Source organism: Streptomyces hygroscopicus, from assembly GCF_026168105.1.
GTDB lineage: Bacteria > Actinomycetota > Actinomycetes > Streptomycetales > Streptomycetaceae > Streptomyces > Streptomyces hygroscopicus_D.
The window spans coordinates 1-16083 of sequence record NZ_LBMW01000084.1 but is presented as its reverse complement, the minus strand read 5'-3'; the positions used below and the strand labels follow the sequence as shown (position 1 = coordinate 16083).

Sequence of the window (16083 nt, the reverse complement as noted above, 5' to 3'; positions counted from 1 at the left end):
CTCTTCCGGCGCTCGGCGAGCTTGGTCGGAACGGACGGCATGCCGAGTGAAATCGCAGTCACGTAAGTTCCAGTCCTCGTCGTCGGCACCCGTATCAGGCATGTCGGTTTCCGGTACTGGAATAGACGGATCGAAGCTGCGTGGGGTTCAGCGGCTGCGCCGAGCGGGACTGCTTGTCGCCAGTGGGGGTGAAGCTGTCCGGGAAGCCGGTGTGCCGGTCCACCTCCACCAGCAGCGAGTCGATCGGCACGTTCGGCAGCATCCGCTCCAGCTCGGTGTGCAGTTTTTCGGTCTCAGTGGGGGAGATCCGGCGAGGTCGACTGACAGGTGACCAGTTCGCCGTCGTCGTTGAGGCGGGAGCGGCCTGTCACCGGATTTGGAGGGCGTCGTCGACGGCGACAAGGAAGTCGTCGAGCGCGTCCATCACCAGTGCCAGGGGTTGAGAGGACTTGGGACTCCTGCCGACCGGCGGCAGAACTCGACATCGTGGTCAACTCACTCAGTGGGGAGAACCGGGTGAGCGGCCGGGTTGTCGTAGCGGCGCGAGCGGGCACGGACCCGGCCTGCTCCGCAGGCCGTCGCGCAGCGCGGGCGGCACGCACAGCTCCCTGTAGGGCCGGTAGACGCTCACGTGCCCGAGAACACGCTGGTGGCCATCGGCTCCCCTCGCGCTGCCCGGACAGCACAGCCGGCCGCCAGTGGCAAAAACGTGCCGCCCAAACAGAGGAGAACCCCGGAAGTTGCGCAGCGGAATAGTTGGCGCACCGCAGACGAGTGCCTAGAGCGACCGGGCGGCGGGGAACACGGGCGGGCCGCTGCTCGGAGATGTCGGATACTTGGTCGCTTCAGTCGCTTGCGTCGCTGTATCCCTGGACGGCCGGCAATTCACGGCACAGGCTGCCGGACAGCCAGTGCACAGCGGCTGCGTACCTGCCTGAGTCGGCTTCAGCGACCCTGCCTGGACACGGAGCTGCCGGGGGGAGCCTGGGAGCCCGTCTCCTTCAGTCGCTCCGTGTGTCCCGCGCAGCGACTGAAGCTCAGCGACTCAGCGACTCTTCAGTCGCTGTCCCAGAACCGGAAGAAACTGCAGGTCAGGGCTGTCGCAAAGTGTAGGTAGCGACTGAAGCGACCCAAGTTCGAGGTATATGAAGACATTCACGTGTGCGTGTGTGCGTTATATATAGAGAGCTTCAGTCGCTTCAGTCGCTGATTGCGTCTCTGTCCGGCCCTGACCTGCAGATTTGATCCTGCGGGAACATAGCAACTCAAGGCGGTTCGGTCGCTGTGCCTTGGGTTCGGTCGCTGGCAGGCGCCTCAGTGGTCGCATCACTGACACGGCGAAGCGGCACTTTCGCATGTGCTCCATGACCTCACCGGCCACGTTCGCTAGTCTGTGTCCGTCATTGAGTCGCTTCGGTCGCTGATAGGGGGTGAAGATGCCTGCTGAGCTGCAGTTTCCTCGCAGCGACTCAAGGCAGCCCGCCCCTGACTCTTCAGTCGCTGAGCTGTCACTGGCCACCGCAAGCTGGTGCGCGCGTCGTGGTTGGCCCGTGCACCCCCTCGCCGCTGGCCGCAAGATCCCGGCCGCGAACTGCAGCAACTGCCGCACCACGCCGCACCCGCCCGCCAACTGCCCCTGCCTTCCCGCGGGCCGCTGGTGCCACGGCTTCCACGCCGCGACCCTCGACCAGCGCCGGATCGCACAATGGTGGGGCACCCACCCGGAATTCGGTGTCGGTGTGGCCTGCGGCCCTGCTGGCCTGGTCGTCATCGACATCGACGCCCACTCCGCCCAGCCCCCGAGCCGGGACCGGATTCTGCCGGGAATCCCGATCGCCGACCACATCGACTTGAGCGGCCTGGCCAACGGCTACCACACACTCGCCGTGCTCGCTGCGCTGCGCGGCCAGCCCAGCCCTGCCGACGACACCACCACCCTGCGCGTGCGCACCCCCTCTGGAGGCCTGCACGTCTGGTACCGGGTCGCGGACCGGCGCCGCTGGCTGTGCTCGTCCGGCTCCAGTGCCGGCCGCGCCCTGGCCTGGCAAGTCGATGTCCGCGCACACGGCGGCTACATCGTTGCCCCCAACACCACGACCAGCCAGGGCACCTACACCGCGCTCGGTGACACGCGCGAACCGGCCCCCCTCCCGGCCTGGCTGGCTCAGGAACTCGAACGCACCGGCCACCTGCCCGCCGCGAACATCCCCGCACCGCGTCCGGTGCCTCCCCGAGCCCAGCAGGCCGTCCTGGCCGCCGGAGGCGGCCAGGACCGAGCCCAGAACCTGCTAGTGTCCGTCCTCGCTCCCGTAGAGGCCTGCGGCCAGATCCCGGCAGGCGCGGGATTCTCCGACGCACTCAACCGCGCCGCCTACACTCTCGGTGGTCTCGTCGCCGCCGGCCGCTTGACCCAGGAGGATGCCGAGCGCGCTCTGACCGAGTCCGCAGTCACCGCGCGGCCGGGACAGGAACGCCGCATCGGGCAGATCATTCGCAGCGGCCTGACGGCCGGACTGCAACGCCCGCTGCACGCCCGTGGAGGCCGCCCGTGACGTCTCCAGGCAACGAGACTCTCTTTGACTTTGACCCCCACGCGGTGGCCGACCAGATCCGTGCTCAAAGCGCCGCTGTGCCTTTGCCCGCCCAGGCAGGCTCCGCACCTTCCGCGGATGGACAGGCGACCGCCAACGGACTTCTGCCGGACACTCTGACCGACCGCGGCAATGCCAAACTGTTCGTCAAGCTGTACGCCAACGACTACCGGCACGTGCCCGGCATCGGCTGGTACCGCTGGGACACCACCCGTTGGCAAATCGACGAGGACGACACCGTCCTGTGGGCGGCCGGCGATCTCGCCGAGAACATCGCCGCCCACGACCCCCGTGGCGTCTTCACCACCACGGCCCTGCAGAGCCATCGCCGCCGCGCGCTGTCCACCACCGGAATCAACGCCATGCTCACCCAGGCCAAGTCCGCCCCCGGTATGGTCCTCAACGCGGCCCTGCTCGACGCGGACCCCTACGCTCTGTGCACCCCTGACGGGATCGTCGACCTGCGCACCGGCCTGGTGAAGATCCCCGATCCGAACAAGGACTTCCACTCCCGCTCCACTACCGTCGGTCCCCAGCACACGCCCACGCCCCGCTGGGAGAGGTTCCTGACGGACACCTTCGGCAACGACACCGAAGGCCGAGAGATGATTGCCTACCTACAACTGCTGCTGGGCTACTCCGTCACAGGCGACGTCGGCGGTCAGGTCCTGCCCTTCCTCTTCGGCTCTGGCAAGAACGGCAAGTCCGTCCTCTTGGACGTGCTGATGAAGTTGCTTGGCGATTACGCGGATGCCGCTCCGCCCGGTTTCCTCATGGCCCGCCCCTACGAAGGCCACCCCACCGACCTCGCCGAGCTCCACGGCCGGCGCGTGATCGTCTGCTCCGAGGTCAAACCTGGCGACAAGTTCGACGAGGCCCGCGTCAAACTCCTGACCGGCGGCGATCGCATCAAGGCTCGCCGCATGCGCCAGGATTTCTTCAGCTTCCAACCCACCCACAAGCTTTGGCTGCTGGGCAACCACCGGCCCGAAGTCGGCACCGGCGGCTTCGCGTTCTGGCGCCGCATGCGCTTGATCCCCTTCGAACGAGTGGTCCCCGACGACCGCAAAATCGACAACCTGGCCGATATCCTTGTCACTGAAGAAGGCCCCGGCATCCTCGGCTGGCTCATCGATGGCGCCCGCCGCTACCTGGTCGGCGATCGCGACCTCACCGGACCCGAACGCGTCTGCATCGCCACAACTGCGTACGCCGAAACTGAAGACCATACCGGCCGCTTCTACGACGAGTGCTGCACTCTCGCCCCCGACCTGCGCGCAGAACAGACCGCCCTCTACGCCGCGTACAAGGCGTGGTGCCAGAATGAAGGCGCACCGGCCATGTCCTCGCGTGCGTTCGCCACCCGCACCCGCGAACTGGTCGGGCTGGCTTCGCCGAAGGAGATGATTCTGTCCAACCAGCGCAAGCATTACCCGGGCATCGGACTGCTGACCGACGAGGAAATGGAAGCCACCCGATGAGCTCCCTGATCACCGAGGACGAGATCAGCCATGAAACCGAACTGGTCTGGCTGGAAGACGTCGATGACCTCGACTACGTCCGCCAAAGCCTCGACCGGCTGCCCACCCGTCGGGGCAAGCCCGCCTACCACCGCCCGGGGCGCATGGTCGGTTACGCGCTTCTGGGCTCGGCAGCCAAAGCCTCCCGCTCCTCGGGCACCTTCCGCCGTCGTGTCTTCTGGCTCTTGCCCCACGACCGCGACAGCGAACCCAAGGGCCTCTATGCCAAGGGTGCCCCCGCCGAAGCTGTCGACCCACGCACCCTTGCCCCTCGCGTCAAGGGCGTCAAGACCGAACGCTCCGAGGGCGGCCCGCCCTCCAGCGCAATGAAGGAACTCGGCATAACACTGCCGTTGTAGGTGTGCCGACCTCGGAAACAGATCGCCCCATGTTAGATGTGCGAGGCTGCCGCGCCCTGCTTGATGCCAAGGCACAGCGGCCCGCGGCACTAGCCCATCAAGTGTGGGACTCCTCTGATCCGGGGTCGGGCTGCAGCCGGGAGCACGGCTTACTGTGACGCTACTCGCCGCCTCTCCCGCAGGCCATGATCAATCGTCTGACAAACCTTCGCGTTCGTCCACAGTGGTCGCTTCGTCCTTCGTGGTGGCGATCTTCTGACACTGGTAATAGCGGGCCACGCGGGGTGATCGCCGTAACAGTGCGTGAACACCAGCAGCGTTTGGGGTGGGCGGCTGAACAGCATCACGCAGGCATCGGATCACGCTTTCCAACCTTGTTGATCGCGTTGCCGGCGGCGTCGAGGGCAAGGCGCAACGGTTCCCCGCGATCGACAAGCTCCCCGAGGGCAAAGCCCGCTGGACGGCGCCCGCCCTCGATGTGGGCAGCTGCGGTCCGTTCCAGCAGAGCCTGCAGCGGTCTGGCCTCCGCCCCCCGGGCGACTGGCTGCCATCGGCGGGGTGCCGGCAGAGCATCGCCGATGGTGACGAGGCTGCCGGCACCGGTGGACAAGCTGTTCCAGTGTGTCGCGTCGATGATGCGAGCCCCGCGGCCGAGACTGCCCGCGGATGGACGGCCGACAGCGTCTGGCCGCCTGCGTCGGGAACAGGGCCGTGCAGCGTGACTTAGGACTTCGTGGCCGGTACCCCGACCAGCTGGCAGAGGCGGCCTTGCGGGCCGGTACCGAGTAGAGGTTCGCGTCGAAGGCGACCAGGCAGTCCTTGCCGACGTGCCACAGATGCCGCTGCCACAGTAGGTGTCGCAGCTGCTCGATGCGGAAGGCCACCTTGAGCCGTTTGGCCTCGGCGCCAATGCCGCGCTGGCGGCCTGCCTTGCGTAGCAGTGTGGCGAGCTGGGGACTTGGTCAGCCGGACGGCCTGGGCCGGGTGAGGGCGGCAGCCAGCACCGTCCGGGTAACCTTGTCGCACAGGCCCCCTCGGGTTCCGCGGAATGCCGGCAGGAAGCCTGGGTAGTACTCGCGTAGCAGCGGCCGGAGCTTGTTGTGAACCTGGCCCTAGGGCCTGTGTCGGAAGTGCTCTAGGTTGGCTCACGTGAGTGCGCGGGGGCGGAGTTACCAATATGTCGGACCGGTCGAGCTGAAGGCTGCGGTCCGGCCTGGTAGCGGCGGATGCCGGATCAGCTCGGCGGCTGAGTTCGGCGACTGGATCGCTGGGCGATCGGCAGCGGAGCTGGCCGAACCGTTCACCTTCGTGGTCGGCACGGACGGTGCGCTTCGGCTGGCGCCGCGGCGAAGCGAGCACCTGGCCTGTGCCGGCGGAGCCATGGTTCTGAGTGCAGGCGAGATCCGCTTCGTGCGTGAGGCGGACCGGTGGGTCGTGAGCGAGGTCAGCAACCACTCCACCGGGTACTGCCCAGACGTCACTTCTTGGTCGGAAGTCGCACGCGCTCTCGACAACGTAGAGCTCGAGCGGCCGGCCAGCTTCACCCATGCTGTGGTGTTCCGGCGCTGCCCTGGCTGCCAGGAACACAACATCGTGCGCGAGGACGACTTCGTCTGCGTCTTCTGCGGCAGCGATCTGCCGGACACCTGGAACGTGGATCCCACCGCATGACGACCGAGGGTCACAGCCACTCGTTGATGGCAGCGATCAGAACGGTCGCCTCATAGCGGACCGCCAGCTTGTCGTATCGCGTGGCAACGGCGCGGTGCCTCTTGAGGCGGTTCATCCCGCACTCGACCGCATGGCGCTCGCGGTAGTCGACCAAGTCGAAACGCGGCGGCCGGCCGCCGCGGGAGCCGCGCTTCGTGCGGTTACGGGCCTGATCGACCTTGTCTGGGATGGTGCAGCGGATCCCCCGGCGGCGCAGGTAGGCACGGTTCCTGCGGGAGGCGTACGCCTTGTCAGCGCGGACCCGATTGGGACGGACACGTGGTCGTCCCACCCCGATGCGGGGCACGCGGACCTTCTCCAGCACGGGTTCGAACTGCGGCGAGTCCCCGCGCTGCCCTGCCGTCACCACGATCGACATGGGCTTCTGACCTTGCTCGACGGCCAGATGCAGCTTGGTGGTGAACCCGCCGCGCGAACGTCCCAATCCGTGATCCCCGGCCTCGGTGAACACGCCGCCCGGCGGTTCCTTCTGCAGGCCACCCTGCTTCCGGGCCCCGGCCGCATGCTGATGGGCGCGGCACACGGTGGAGTCGACGCTCAGGTCCCACACGATGGCACCCTTCGCGTCGGCCAGCGACTGGAGCCGGGTGAGGACCCTGTGCCAAGTGCCGTCCCGCTGCCATCGACGGAACAGGTCGTAGATCCGGTCCCACGGCCCGTACTCGACGGACACGTCCCGCCACGGCACACCGGTACGAACCCGGAACCGTATACCGTCGATCAGCTGCCGCCGGGGCCAGAGTGGCGGCCGCCCCGCTTTCGTCCCCTTCGGCAACAACGGCTCTAACACAGCCCACTGTTCATCCGTGAGATCTCCCCGCCCCATGAACCGTGATCATTCACCGCTGAAGATCCACTTTCGATACACGGCCTAGTCCCATACCGCGTCCTGCAGGGCACGGGCGAGCGCCGTCATGGCCTGGGCGAGTTCGGAGCCGCGGGGCGGCGGGCATTGCAGGTTGCCGTCAGTGCGCAGGATGCTCGCGAGTATCACGGCGTCGCGTGGTCGGACTTGCGGCGCGAGATGCTGGTGCCGTCACGGTGGCGGGCCGCGCCGCGCGGGTTGATCGCGTAGATCCTCCGGCCGGTCGCGCACAGGCAGGTCGGGTCTGGTTTGTGGAGCGGACTTTCGGTTCGCACTCATGCACCACTGTCGACTCGCCCGCGACTAACTCACCCTCATCAAATACGATTGGCAGGACAAGACACTCTTCAGCCGTGCAGCAACGAATTGCTGCCGCGTGCCGACGAAACAGTCAGCAGCGGGTTGAGGAGCTGCTCGATCACTTGTCCTCCGCCGATGCCGCGCTGGGGCGTCGCTGGGCTGTGCCGACCACATGCCGGGCGCCCAGGGCTGTCAAGTGCGCCTGGCCCCTTCACAGACACGGGAGTCGGCTCAAAATAATCGGGCTATGACCTCACAGGGCGCCGGAAAATGCCATACCAGGAGCCGCAGGCCATCTCGCGGGCGACCTCGGCATCGTCATGCCCATCGTTTGTGGCCATCTGCTGGGCGATGACCTGGAAACCGCCTCGCACGATCACCCTGGCGGCGCACAGTGGGTCGACATCAGCAGGTGTGCGACCTGCCAGCTGTTCCTCGATCAGCAGGTTCGTAGTGTGGTCGATGAATTGGGCTTGAGTAGATTTCCTCGCCTCGAGAACAGACGGATCGTAAGCAGCCACTTCGTTGATCGCTGTCAGGAGGGACGCGTGCTTGCGGTAGTGCCTGAACAGCTGCTCATACGTGTGCGTGAGCCCGTCAAGTCCGCCAACGGGGCCGCAGGGCTGCCAGCGCTGTACGATCTCTAAGCTGTCCGATTTGAGGAAAGCACTCAACCGCAGGAGGACATCCGCCTTGTCGCGGAAGTAGAGGTAGAAACCCGATCGGGAGATGCCCCCGGCAGCCGCGATCTGCTCCACCCCCAGTTCCGTGTAGGTCTTGCCGTCGCGCAGTAATTCTCCGATCGCGGACAGAATTCGTGCCTCCACTGCTGCTCGCCGATCGGTGGCGGTGGAGGGCCGGCGGGTGGTCGATGCCATGTGTCCATCCTACGAGCGGGCCGGCCTCGGGGCGGTGGAGACCGGCTCGAGGCGCCTTTCAGTAGGCCGGTCGGCTTCCATGGGCTATGTATGCAAGAAGGGCGGCAAGTTTCGAGGGCATCGACAAGAACGGCGAGTGGCTGCTCTGCAGGCGATGCACGGTATTTGCCCGGGCGGCGAGCTTCTCCTGTTGCCGGGGCGGAAGAGCCTTGTCCTGCTCGCAGATGATGTAGGTGGAGGGAATGGTTCGCCACCCCGCTTGCGTCACCCGCTCGCTGAACGACCTCACGCTTTGCGGCACCAGCATACGGACCGCTCGCGTGGCCTCCTCCTGGGGCACATCAGCGTAGAACGCCGCCACCGCAACACTTTCTTCTGCAGGCTGGATAATTCCTGTCCCAAACTCCGGTTCTGGAGCGCCATGGAACCTGTACAGACTTTCGCCCACGTCCAGTTGATACGCCGCCAGGTAGATTACATGCCGGACGTTGGGGGCGTCGGCGATGGCTTGTGTGACCGGAATTCCGCCGTAGGAATGGCCCACGACCACCACGGGACCTTCGATATCCTCAAGGGTTTCACGGATGGTTTGCGCGTCCATGTGAATGCCGGCGAACGGTTCGACGGTCGGGAAGCCCGATCTCCTGGCGCTGGGCAGTTCGACCGTTCGAGTCGCCCAACCGTCGGAAATGAGCGCGTACTCCAGATTTTCCCAGCACCAGGGTCCGTGCCATGCGCCATGCACCAGGAGGAGAGTGGGACGTGATGCTCCGGTGGTAGCCAAGCCGAATCTCCTAGGTGTTCCAGAAAACCGTCGCCTTAGGGGGCAGTTGATCGCCAGGAACGGCTGGCGATTGCTCATATGAAGCGATGCAGGGGCGCGCCGAACGGCGCAGTCAACGTCGGTGGTGTGCGTGACAAGCGGCACGCCCTGCGCCCTCGCAGGCACGCACAGGACGTCAGCTGCTCCCGAGAGGCCGGGCCATTGCGCAGCAGCGTCGTGTTCCTCCCCGTGTATCGGCTCCGCGAGGTCCCCGGTTCGGTGATGGTGGATGCACATCCGGCAGCCGGACGGGGGATTGCCGGCCGCCGGATGCAGCACCTACCGAGAACTGCCCACTCTTCGCAGCAGCGTCGGCAGAATCGGAGGTTACTTGGAATTGGACGCGATGTCCAACGCTCCATCCAACACCCCATCCAACGCAGCGGGCGTGTGATGAAGCCGGTGTTGCCGCAGGTCAAGTAGCCGTGGCCAGCTGCCGATTTGAGTTCATCGCCTTGACCTCGACCGAGGAGAACCAGGCTCACGAACGACCCAAGTCGCCAGAATCTCAATCGAGTTGCTCCTGGAGCGAAGTGTCACGAGGATGAACTCCTGGACGCTGCACGGACCTTGAGAGGCGACGGGGTCCCACGCGATCACCGTACGGTCACTGAACCGTGCCGACCGCCGCCGGCCGGTCGCGCAGCCCACGGGGCCCCGCACCACCGTCAACGATCCGCTACTCACGGTCGGCGAGCAGCACGAGGAACCGCGCGTTGCCGAGATGCTCGGCGAGATCGGCAAGAACCGGTTCGGCGGCCGTCACCGGACGGCCGCGTCGGCCCACCGCGTCCGGCTCCACGCGAAGGTTCGGAGCCGGGCAAGCGCGGGGCCGCCGCGGACGCCTCACCGGCGCACGGCGACCTCGGCACCGTGCGCAGGGAGTCCGACCAAGCCCTCGCCCACCTCGTACCCCTTCCGCTCCCTTGCGACCACGCCCGGATCATTTTCGCCTACGGCCAGATCCTGCGCCGCGCCGGAAAGTGCCGCGAGGCGGACACCGTCCTGACCCACGCGCGCGACACCTACCTCGCCCTCGGCGTCCAGACGTATGCGGAGCGGTGTGACCGGGAGCTGCAGGCAGGCGACGTGCACACCAGCCGCACGTCCCCCGGCCTGTCCCGGCTCACGGCCCAGGAACAGGCTGTGGCCCACCTGGTCGCCTCCGGGGCGACCAACAAACAGGCGGGACTTGGAGGTGTACATCTCCATCAAGGCGGTGCAGTGCCACCTCACACACATCTACTCCAAGGTGGGCATCCGCTCCCACGACAGCCAGCCGGAACACCAGTGCCGCCACTGATCACGGAGCCGACGACGGGGTTTTCCGCGGGGCGGTGGCGAATCCGACGGGCGGCTTCGGTGTGGGTATCGCTTCCGGTGGGGGCGACGAAGATGGTCTGGTCCCCGGGGTGGTCCCTGCTCCGTCGGCACAGACGGGGGTGAAGCGGGCCGGGAGCTCGGCGAGGGCGCGGTGGAAGGGGCCCGGCCGCCAGGTCAGCCGGCGCCGAGGCACAGCCAGCTCGAGGTCGCACAGGTGGCTCGTGAGACGTTCGATGGCTGCGGTCGCGATCAGCAGGGCGGGCTGTTTGACCGGGCAGGCGTGCGGGCCGGCAGCCCACGCGAGGTGGGCTCCGCCGCCCGACCGGACGGAGTGGGCGGGCAGGCCGTCGGGGGCGGTGTTCGCTGCGTGATAGGAGACGAGGACAGGTTGGTTTGCATGTATCCATGTGCCGTGGAAGCTGACGCTGCGGCGGGCGAAGTGGGCGGAGAAGTTCGCCAAGGGCGGCTCATTGCGCAGCACGTCATTGATGGCGTCACGTGCCGTCAGGGCCCCGTTGGTCAAGGTGCTGTAGTAGTCCGGGTTGGACAACATCCGGGACAGTGCGTTGGAGATCAGGTTCGTGGTGGGTTCGTTTCCGCCGGCCATGGCGATGCCGATCTGGTTGACGAGCTCTTCGGGGCCGAGCGCGGCGGGGTGATCCATGATCCAGGAGGTGAGGTCGTTTCCGCGCTGCTGTGCTTTGAGCGTGATGAGCTCTGTCACATACTGCTCGAAGTCCATGTCCCCCTTGTTGGCCACCTCGGTGTCGGCACTTTCGAACAGGCCCGTGAGTGCCGTGACGAGACGGGGGCCGTAGTGGGCGGGCATGCCCATCAGGGCGTTGAACAGGACGAGGGGAAGCGGGCGCGCATACTGGCCGACAAGGTCGGCCTCGCCGGCAGCGGCGAACTCGCTGATGAGCTGGTCTGCGGCCGTGGCCACCTGTCGGCGTAGGTGGTGCGGTTCGATGCGGGAGAAGCTGTCGGTGATGACGGACCGGTAGCGTTGGTGGGCCTCACCGTCGTTGAACATCGCGTTGGGACGCCACTTCATCATCGGCAGGATTTGGCAGTCGGGTGGCAACGTCTCCTGCCAGACACGGGGATCCTTGGACCATGTCTCCGTGTCCTTGAGGAGATCGAGGGCCGCCCGGTAGTCGGTCACGAGGTGGGCGGTGACCCCAGGGGCGATCTCGACGGGTGCGACCGGCCCGTACTGGCGCAGCCGCACATAGACAGCGTTGGGGTCGTCCGTGAAGTCCGGCCCGTACAGGGGCACCGGCCCGGGGGTGTAGTAGGTCACGTGGTGTCCATGGAGGAGTGGGCTATCAGGTGGGAGACGAGGGCGATCAATGCGTCGATGGACGAGGTGGTGTCGCGGGCGTCACAGGTGACCAGAGGCGTGTGTTCGGCAAGATCGAGACGGTCGCGCAGCACCATCGGTGCGTAGCTGGGCGCGTCGGGGAAGACGTTGACAGCGACTGCGTACCGCAGGCCACGCTCCTCGATCATGTCGATCACCTCGAACGAGTCGCCCAGGCGCCGGGTGTCGACCAGGACCAAGGCCCCCAGGGCGCCGTGGGCGATGTCCTCCCACAGTGGCTTGAATCGTCGCTGTCCCGGTGTGCCGAACAGGTAGAGGACGAGATCGCCCGGCAGGGTGCGGCGGCCGAAGTCGATGGCAACGGTGGTGGTGTGCTTGCTCCGTATTCCGGCGACGTCGTCAACCGTGGCCCCGGCCTGGGTCATGGTCTCTTCGGTGTGCAGCGGGGCGGTTTCGGACAGCGCGTCGATCATTGTGGTCTTGCCGACCCCGAACGGGCCCGCCACCAGGATCTTCACCAGCGCTTGGTCGCTGCTGGACAGGTACATGGCATTAGCGGATGGAGCGGAGTCCACTGAGAACCCTCTCTAGGAACTGGGGATCGAGTTGTTCAGCGGCGGGGATGGGGGCACGGGCGCTCAGATGCCCCGCGTCGACGAGGTCGGCCACCAGCACTCGGAGAATGCTCACCGGCAGCCCGAGGTGGGCCGAGGCCTCAGCCAGTGACAGCGCGCCACCGTGGACGAGCGTGGCCAGGCGTAACGGTGCCGACTCCAGCCCGTCGGGTACACGGCCCGTGGTCGCGGTGAGAAGCGTCAGCCTGTCCAGGGTGTTGCGAGTCGGCTGTGTACGTCCTGCGGTTGCCAGGTAGGGCGGCACCAGCCGTCTGCCGTCGTGGCGAGGAGTCATGCCAGAGTGCCGGTGTCCCGGGCCGGGGAGTTCATGACCTTTCTGCCCAGCGTCGCCACCTGGATCTGCATGTGGTGTGCGATGACTCCCATGTCGACGTCGCGCGTGGCATAGACCGTCATCACGGTGTTCACCCCGGCCGGGGTCGCGAAGACGAACCCGGTGTCGGTGTCCACGACGAGCTGCTGGAGCCGCGTGTGCTCGTCACCGGAGAACGCGATGGCCACCGCACGGGCGGCGCCCTGGAGCGCGGACATCATGGCGGCCGCGCCCTCGCCGGCCTCGCGGCTCAAGTTCGGGGAGGCGCCTTGGACCATGCCGTCCGAGGACAGCACCAGAGCGTGGACCACACCGGGGAGATCCAGCAGCGGCTCCAGTACCCAGGACACGTCCTTGACCGCAGGTTGTTTCGGGGTGGTCATCGCGCGTTCCCTTCGTGGTGATCGGTACGGGCGGCGGCGCGTCCGGATGCGGTGCCCGCCTGATAGGCACTCCAGGTCGCTTGCGTCTCCGCGGGTGTCGGCGCCTGCTCGGCCCGGCCCGGGGAGCCGGCGGTGTGAGCGGGCTGGGGGCGGCGGCGACGGCGCTGCGGCAAGCCGTCCGGTGTTGTGGCGCCGTCCTCGACTGCGGAGGGGGGTGGCGTCTGGCGGGGGACCGGTGCCATCGCGGACATGGGCTTGCTCTGTTCATCCAGGAGCGTGAGCAAACGGTCCGGGATGAAGACGACCGCGCGAACGCCACCGTACGGCGCGGGTTTGTCGATGGACACGGTAAAGCCGTACTGCCGCACCAGGCGGCCGATCGTGGCGAACCCGCCGCGTGGGGGGTCGCCGAGCTCGGTCAACAGGAGCGAGTGCTCTCCGGACAGCAGCCGGGTGGCGAACTCCACCTCGTCCTGGTGCATTCCCACGCCTGCGTCATCGATGATGACGCAGGCACCGGACTCGGCCTGGTGGAGGCTGACGTCGACGAACAGTGTGCCGTGCGAGTGGTGCACCGCGTTCGCGAGCAACTCCGCGACGGTGATGGCGATCGGCTCGACCGCCCGCGCCACTACCGCCACCGGCGCGCCGAGTCGGCTGGTGACCTGGATGCGCTGGTAGCCGCGGACCCGGGACTGGGCGCCGACGACGACATCACCGAGGTGGGAGTCGCTGCGGGTCAGGCCGGGCCATGCCCCACACAGCACGCCCGTTGCCTGGATGCGCCGAAGATTCTGCTCGTTGAGCTGATCCAGCTCGAGGAGGTCCCTGGCTGTCTCCGGGTCCTCGTGGCGATGCTGCATCCCGTCGATCTTGGACTGCATCTGGTAGCTCTGCGCCTGGATGACGGTCGTCGCCCCCCGCATCACCGCCTGAGCGGCCTCGTCCACGCGAAGACGCTCGGCCGCCACGGCCTCGGCCACCTTCTCCAGGACCGCCGTGTGAGCGCGCTCGATCTCGGTCCCGGCGAACGCGGGATGCGCCAGGCCGGGAACCGGGACATGCCGGCGGGCGAGGTGGGCGACCAGGGCCGGAAGCCGGGTGAAAGCCAGATGCTGTGTCTCCTCCTGGAGTGCCTCACGCCGGGCGTTCATCCGAGCGGCCTCCTCCACGGCTGCGTCGCGCTCCGTCCGCAGTGAGGTCAGCAGACGGCGGATGCGGAGCAGAAACGGGGCCGCGAGAAGGCCGGCGATCATTATGGCCGTGGGCGCGACCACGGCCAGCGCCTCTGGTACCAGCTTCATCAAGGGTCCTCGGACGGTGGGAAAACGGTTGACTGCGTTGGGCGCGGTGAGCAGTGGACGGCTCTGGAGCCACGGTCAAGGCCGCAGGCAGCGATCCGGGACGTGCATCGCGGGCTCCCTCCAGGGTTCGAATGCCGGACCGGGCCGGTCGACACAAGAAGCGGGGAAACGTGACCGGGGTACCGCCGACGGCCGACACATTCCGGTCGCGCTCGGCGGCGGGTCAGGAGCTCAGCGGCAGGCGGTCGTCGGGCGCGAGACGGCACCAGTCGGGGTAGGGGACCAGCGGCGCGCTGACTGCGTCCAGTTCCGCAAGGTCGTCCTCGGTGAGGGCCAGGTCGACGGCGGCCAGGTTTTCGGTGAGCTGGTCGGGGCGCTTCGCGCCGACGATCACGCTCGTCACCCCCGGTCGGGCGAGTACCCAGGCGATGGCGACGCGGGCCACACTCACGTCATGGCGCGCGGCAACGAAACGCAGCGTATCCACGATGTCCCAGGCGCGTTCCCGGTCCACGGGCGGGAAGTCGGCAAGGGCGCGCCGCGCGGTCTCGTCGCGGGTGCCGTTGCGGTCGAACTTGCCGGACAGGAACCCGCCGGCCAGCGGGCTCCACACCAGTGTGGCGAGCTTGTGGTCCACGGCCATCGGCAGGATCTCCCGCTCGATGTCCCGTCCGGCCAGCGAGTAGTACACCTGCTGGGACACGAAGCGCTCCAGCCCGTGCAGTTGGGAGGCGCCCAGGAACTTCATCATCTGCCATGCCGCCAGGTTCGAGGCGCCGATATAGCGGACCTTGCCCTGCCGGACGGCATCGTCCAGTGCGGCCAGCGTCTCCTCCACCGGGGTCAGCGGATCGAAGCTGTGGATCTGGTACAGGTCGATATGGTCGGTACGCAGCCGGCGCAAGCTGTCCTCCAGCGCCCGGGTGATCCACAGCCGTGACAGACCGATGTCGTTGGGGCCGGTGCCCATGCGCGCGAGGAGTTTGGTGGCGAGCAGCACGCCCTGGCGCCTCGGGCCCAGCACCCGGCCGAGGATCTCCTCGCACTCACCCGCCGCGTACATGTCGGCGGTATCGATGAGGTTGACACCTGCGTCGAGAGCCAGGCCCACAAGCTCGTCCGCAGCCTTCTCGTCCAGACCACCGATGCGGCTCCACGGCAGCCTCCCCGCCCCGCCGAACGTCATCGCACCCAAAGCGATCCGGGATACGAAGACTCCCGTGGCGCCCAGCTGCTCGTAGCGCATGTTCAACCTTCCGCTGGTCCGTGTTGGCGCCGTGGGCGTGCCGCTACGGCCGTCGGCACGGCTGGCACCGACGCTATGAGCCGCGAACCGAACAGGCCATGATCAGGCGTCTGAGGAACCTGCGTGTTCGTCTACGGTGGCCGGGATGCGGAAGGGGAGGGCGGGCCAGTCGTCCGGCCTCGCGGTCACCGGTGCGAGCGGGGCGCTGCGGTACTGCGTCGGTGAGATGCCGGTGATCCGTTTGAACGCGGTGCTGAACGCGGTCTCCGACGAATAGCCCCATTCGGCGGCCACCGAGGCCACGGTTCGTTCGCCGCGGCGCAGCTCTCGTCCGGCGGCCAGTATCCGCCAGCGCTGGAGGTAGACGAGTGGCGGCAGCCCGACGAGTTCCTTGAAGCGGGCGGCGAAGCTCGCCCGGGACATGCCCACTTGAGCGCCGAGCGTGGCGACGGTCCATGGGTGGGACGCTTGCTGGTGCATGAGCAACA

Annotated in this window: 18 protein-coding genes and 1 pseudogene; 4 read left to right on the top strand and 15 right to left on the bottom strand. The window is 67.2% G+C overall.

The features are described 5' to 3' along the window. Positions 1–94: 94 nt before the first annotated feature. Complete coding sequence (locus AAW14_RS37745) at positions 95–262, bottom strand: hypothetical protein (RefSeq protein WP_265568992.1); 168 nt, start codon at positions 260–262, stop codon at positions 95–97. 1288 nt (positions 263–1550) lie between these two features. On the opposite strand from AAW14_RS37745, the gene AAW14_RS37740 reads away from it, so the two are divergent. The 3 genes from AAW14_RS37740 to AAW14_RS37730 are packed head-to-tail and all read left to right on the top strand — an operon-like array spanning position 1551 to position 4470. Then, complete coding sequence (locus AAW14_RS37740) at positions 1551–2552, top strand: bifunctional DNA primase/polymerase (protein ID WP_416223436.1); 1002 nt, start codon at positions 1551–1553, stop codon at positions 2550–2552. After that, positions 2549–4072 (top strand): DNA primase family protein, encoded by a 1524-nt coding sequence (locus AAW14_RS37735; protein ID WP_265568989.1) that lies wholly within the window; start codon positions 2549–2551, stop codon positions 4070–4072. The genes AAW14_RS37740 and AAW14_RS37735 overlap by 4 nt, the downstream gene beginning before the upstream one ends. Continuing rightward, positions 4069–4470: a DUF6009 family protein gene (locus tag AAW14_RS37730; RefSeq protein WP_265568988.1), complete on the top strand. Its 402-nt coding sequence runs from the start codon at positions 4069–4071 to the stop codon at positions 4468–4470. Before AAW14_RS37735 ends, AAW14_RS37730 begins: the two co-directional genes overlap by 4 nt. 343 nt (positions 4471–4813) lie before the next feature. Here the strand turns inward: AAW14_RS37730 and AAW14_RS39585 are convergent, their stop codons facing one another. Then, positions 4814–5080, bottom strand: a complete 267-nt coding sequence (locus tag AAW14_RS39585; RefSeq protein WP_322741164.1) for a hypothetical protein — start codon at positions 5078–5080, stop codon at positions 4814–4816. A 539-nt stretch (positions 5081–5619) separates the two neighbouring features. Between AAW14_RS39585 and AAW14_RS37720 the strand changes: the two genes are divergently transcribed. Beyond that, positions 5620–6141 (top strand): hypothetical protein, encoded by a 522-nt coding sequence (locus AAW14_RS37720; protein WP_265568987.1) that lies wholly within the window; start codon positions 5620–5622, stop codon positions 6139–6141. Between the two features lie 10 nt (positions 6142–6151). Here AAW14_RS37720 and AAW14_RS37715 read toward each other — a convergent pair whose 3' ends face one another. The 13 genes and pseudogenes from AAW14_RS37715 to AAW14_RS37655 form a co-directional block, all read right to left on the bottom strand. Further along, positions 6152–7027, bottom strand: coding sequence for an IS5 family transposase (locus tag AAW14_RS37715; protein ID WP_265568986.1), 876 nt, complete (start codon positions 7025–7027; stop codon positions 6152–6154). A gap of 48 nt (positions 7028–7075) precedes the next feature. Further along, positions 7076–7284 (bottom strand): annotated as a pseudogene (locus tag AAW14_RS37710) (IS110 family transposase); the annotation flags it as partial. A 327-nt stretch (positions 7285–7611) separates the two neighbouring features. Beyond that, positions 7612–8244: a TetR/AcrR family transcriptional regulator gene (locus AAW14_RS37705; RefSeq protein WP_265568984.1), complete on the bottom strand. Its 633-nt coding sequence runs from the start codon at positions 8242–8244 to the stop codon at positions 7612–7614. Positions 8245–8302: 58 nt separating this feature from the next. Beyond that, positions 8303–9028: an alpha/beta fold hydrolase gene (locus AAW14_RS37700; RefSeq protein ID WP_265568983.1), complete on the bottom strand. Its 726-nt coding sequence runs from the start codon at positions 9026–9028 to the stop codon at positions 8303–8305. Positions 9029–9746: 718 nt separating this feature from the next. Continuing rightward, entirely contained in the window at positions 9747–9869 is a 123-nt protein-coding gene (locus tag AAW14_RS37695; protein WP_265568981.1) for a hypothetical protein, read from the bottom strand. A gap of 44 nt (positions 9870–9913) precedes the next feature. Continuing rightward, positions 9914–10273, bottom strand: a complete 360-nt coding sequence (locus AAW14_RS37690; protein ID WP_265568979.1) for a hypothetical protein — start codon at positions 10271–10273, stop codon at positions 9914–9916. Positions 10274–10370: 97 nt separating this feature from the next. Beyond that, positions 10371–11693, bottom strand: a complete 1323-nt coding sequence (locus AAW14_RS37685) for a cytochrome P450 (protein WP_265568978.1) — start codon at positions 11691–11693, stop codon at positions 10371–10373. After that, positions 11690–12262, bottom strand: a complete 573-nt coding sequence (locus AAW14_RS37680) for a GTP-binding protein (protein WP_265568977.1) — start codon at positions 12260–12262, stop codon at positions 11690–11692. The genes AAW14_RS37685 and AAW14_RS37680 overlap by 4 nt, the downstream gene beginning before the upstream one ends. A 4-nt stretch (positions 12263–12266) precedes the next feature. Further along, complete coding sequence (locus AAW14_RS37675) at positions 12267–12623, bottom strand: DUF742 domain-containing protein (protein ID WP_265568976.1); 357 nt, start codon at positions 12621–12623, stop codon at positions 12267–12269. After that, a complete protein-coding gene (locus tag AAW14_RS37670) occupies positions 12620–13045 on the bottom strand; it encodes a roadblock/LC7 domain-containing protein (RefSeq protein WP_265568975.1) in 426 nt (141 codons plus the stop codon). The genes AAW14_RS37675 and AAW14_RS37670 overlap by 4 nt, the downstream gene beginning before the upstream one ends. Then, positions 13042–14349, bottom strand: a complete 1308-nt coding sequence (locus AAW14_RS37665; protein WP_265568974.1) for a sensor histidine kinase — start codon at positions 14347–14349, stop codon at positions 13042–13044. Before AAW14_RS37665 ends, AAW14_RS37670 begins: the two co-directional genes overlap by 4 nt. A gap of 223 nt (positions 14350–14572) precedes the next feature. Next, on the bottom strand, positions 14573–15595 hold the full coding sequence (locus AAW14_RS37660) for an aldo/keto reductase (RefSeq protein WP_265568973.1): 1023 nt from the start codon (positions 15593–15595) through the stop codon (positions 14573–14575). Positions 15596–15697: 102 nt separating this feature from the next. Further along, on the bottom strand, positions 15698–16083 hold a 386-nt coding region (locus AAW14_RS37655; protein ID WP_265568972.1), incomplete at its 5' end, for a helix-turn-helix transcriptional regulator.

Coding starts and splice junctions, on each gene's coding strand:
- AAW14_RS37745 (WP_265568992.1), bottom strand. CDS start 262: ATGCTGCCGAACGTGCCGATCGACTCGCTGCTGGTGGAGGTGGACCGG.
- AAW14_RS37730 (WP_265568988.1), top strand. CDS start 4,069: ATGAGCTCCCTGATCACCGAGGACGAGATCAGCCATGAAACCGAACTG.
- AAW14_RS37715 (WP_265568986.1), bottom strand. CDS start 7,027: ATGGGGCGGGGAGATCTCACGGATGAACAGTGGGCTGTGTTAGAGCCG.
- AAW14_RS37705 (WP_265568984.1), bottom strand. CDS start 8,244: ATGGCATCGACCACCCGCCGGCCCTCCACCGCCACCGATCGGCGAGCA.
- AAW14_RS37690 (WP_265568979.1), bottom strand. CDS start 10,273: ATGTACACCTCCAAGTCCCGCCTGTTTGTTGGTCGCCCCGGAGGCGAC.
- AAW14_RS37680 (WP_265568977.1), bottom strand. CDS start 12,262: ATGTACCTGTCCAGCAGCGACCAAGCGCTGGTGAAGATCCTGGTGGCG.
- AAW14_RS37675 (WP_265568976.1), bottom strand. CDS start 12,623: ATGACTCCTCGCCACGACGGCAGACGGCTGGTGCCGCCCTACCTGGCA.
- AAW14_RS37670 (WP_265568975.1), bottom strand. CDS start 13,045: ATGACCACCCCGAAACAACCTGCGGTCAAGGACGTGTCCTGGGTACTG.
- AAW14_RS37665 (WP_265568974.1), bottom strand. CDS start 14,349: ATGAAGCTGGTACCAGAGGCGCTGGCCGTGGTCGCGCCCACGGCCATA.
- AAW14_RS37660 (WP_265568973.1), bottom strand. CDS start 15,595: ATGCGCTACGAGCAGCTGGGCGCCACGGGAGTCTTCGTATCCCGGATC.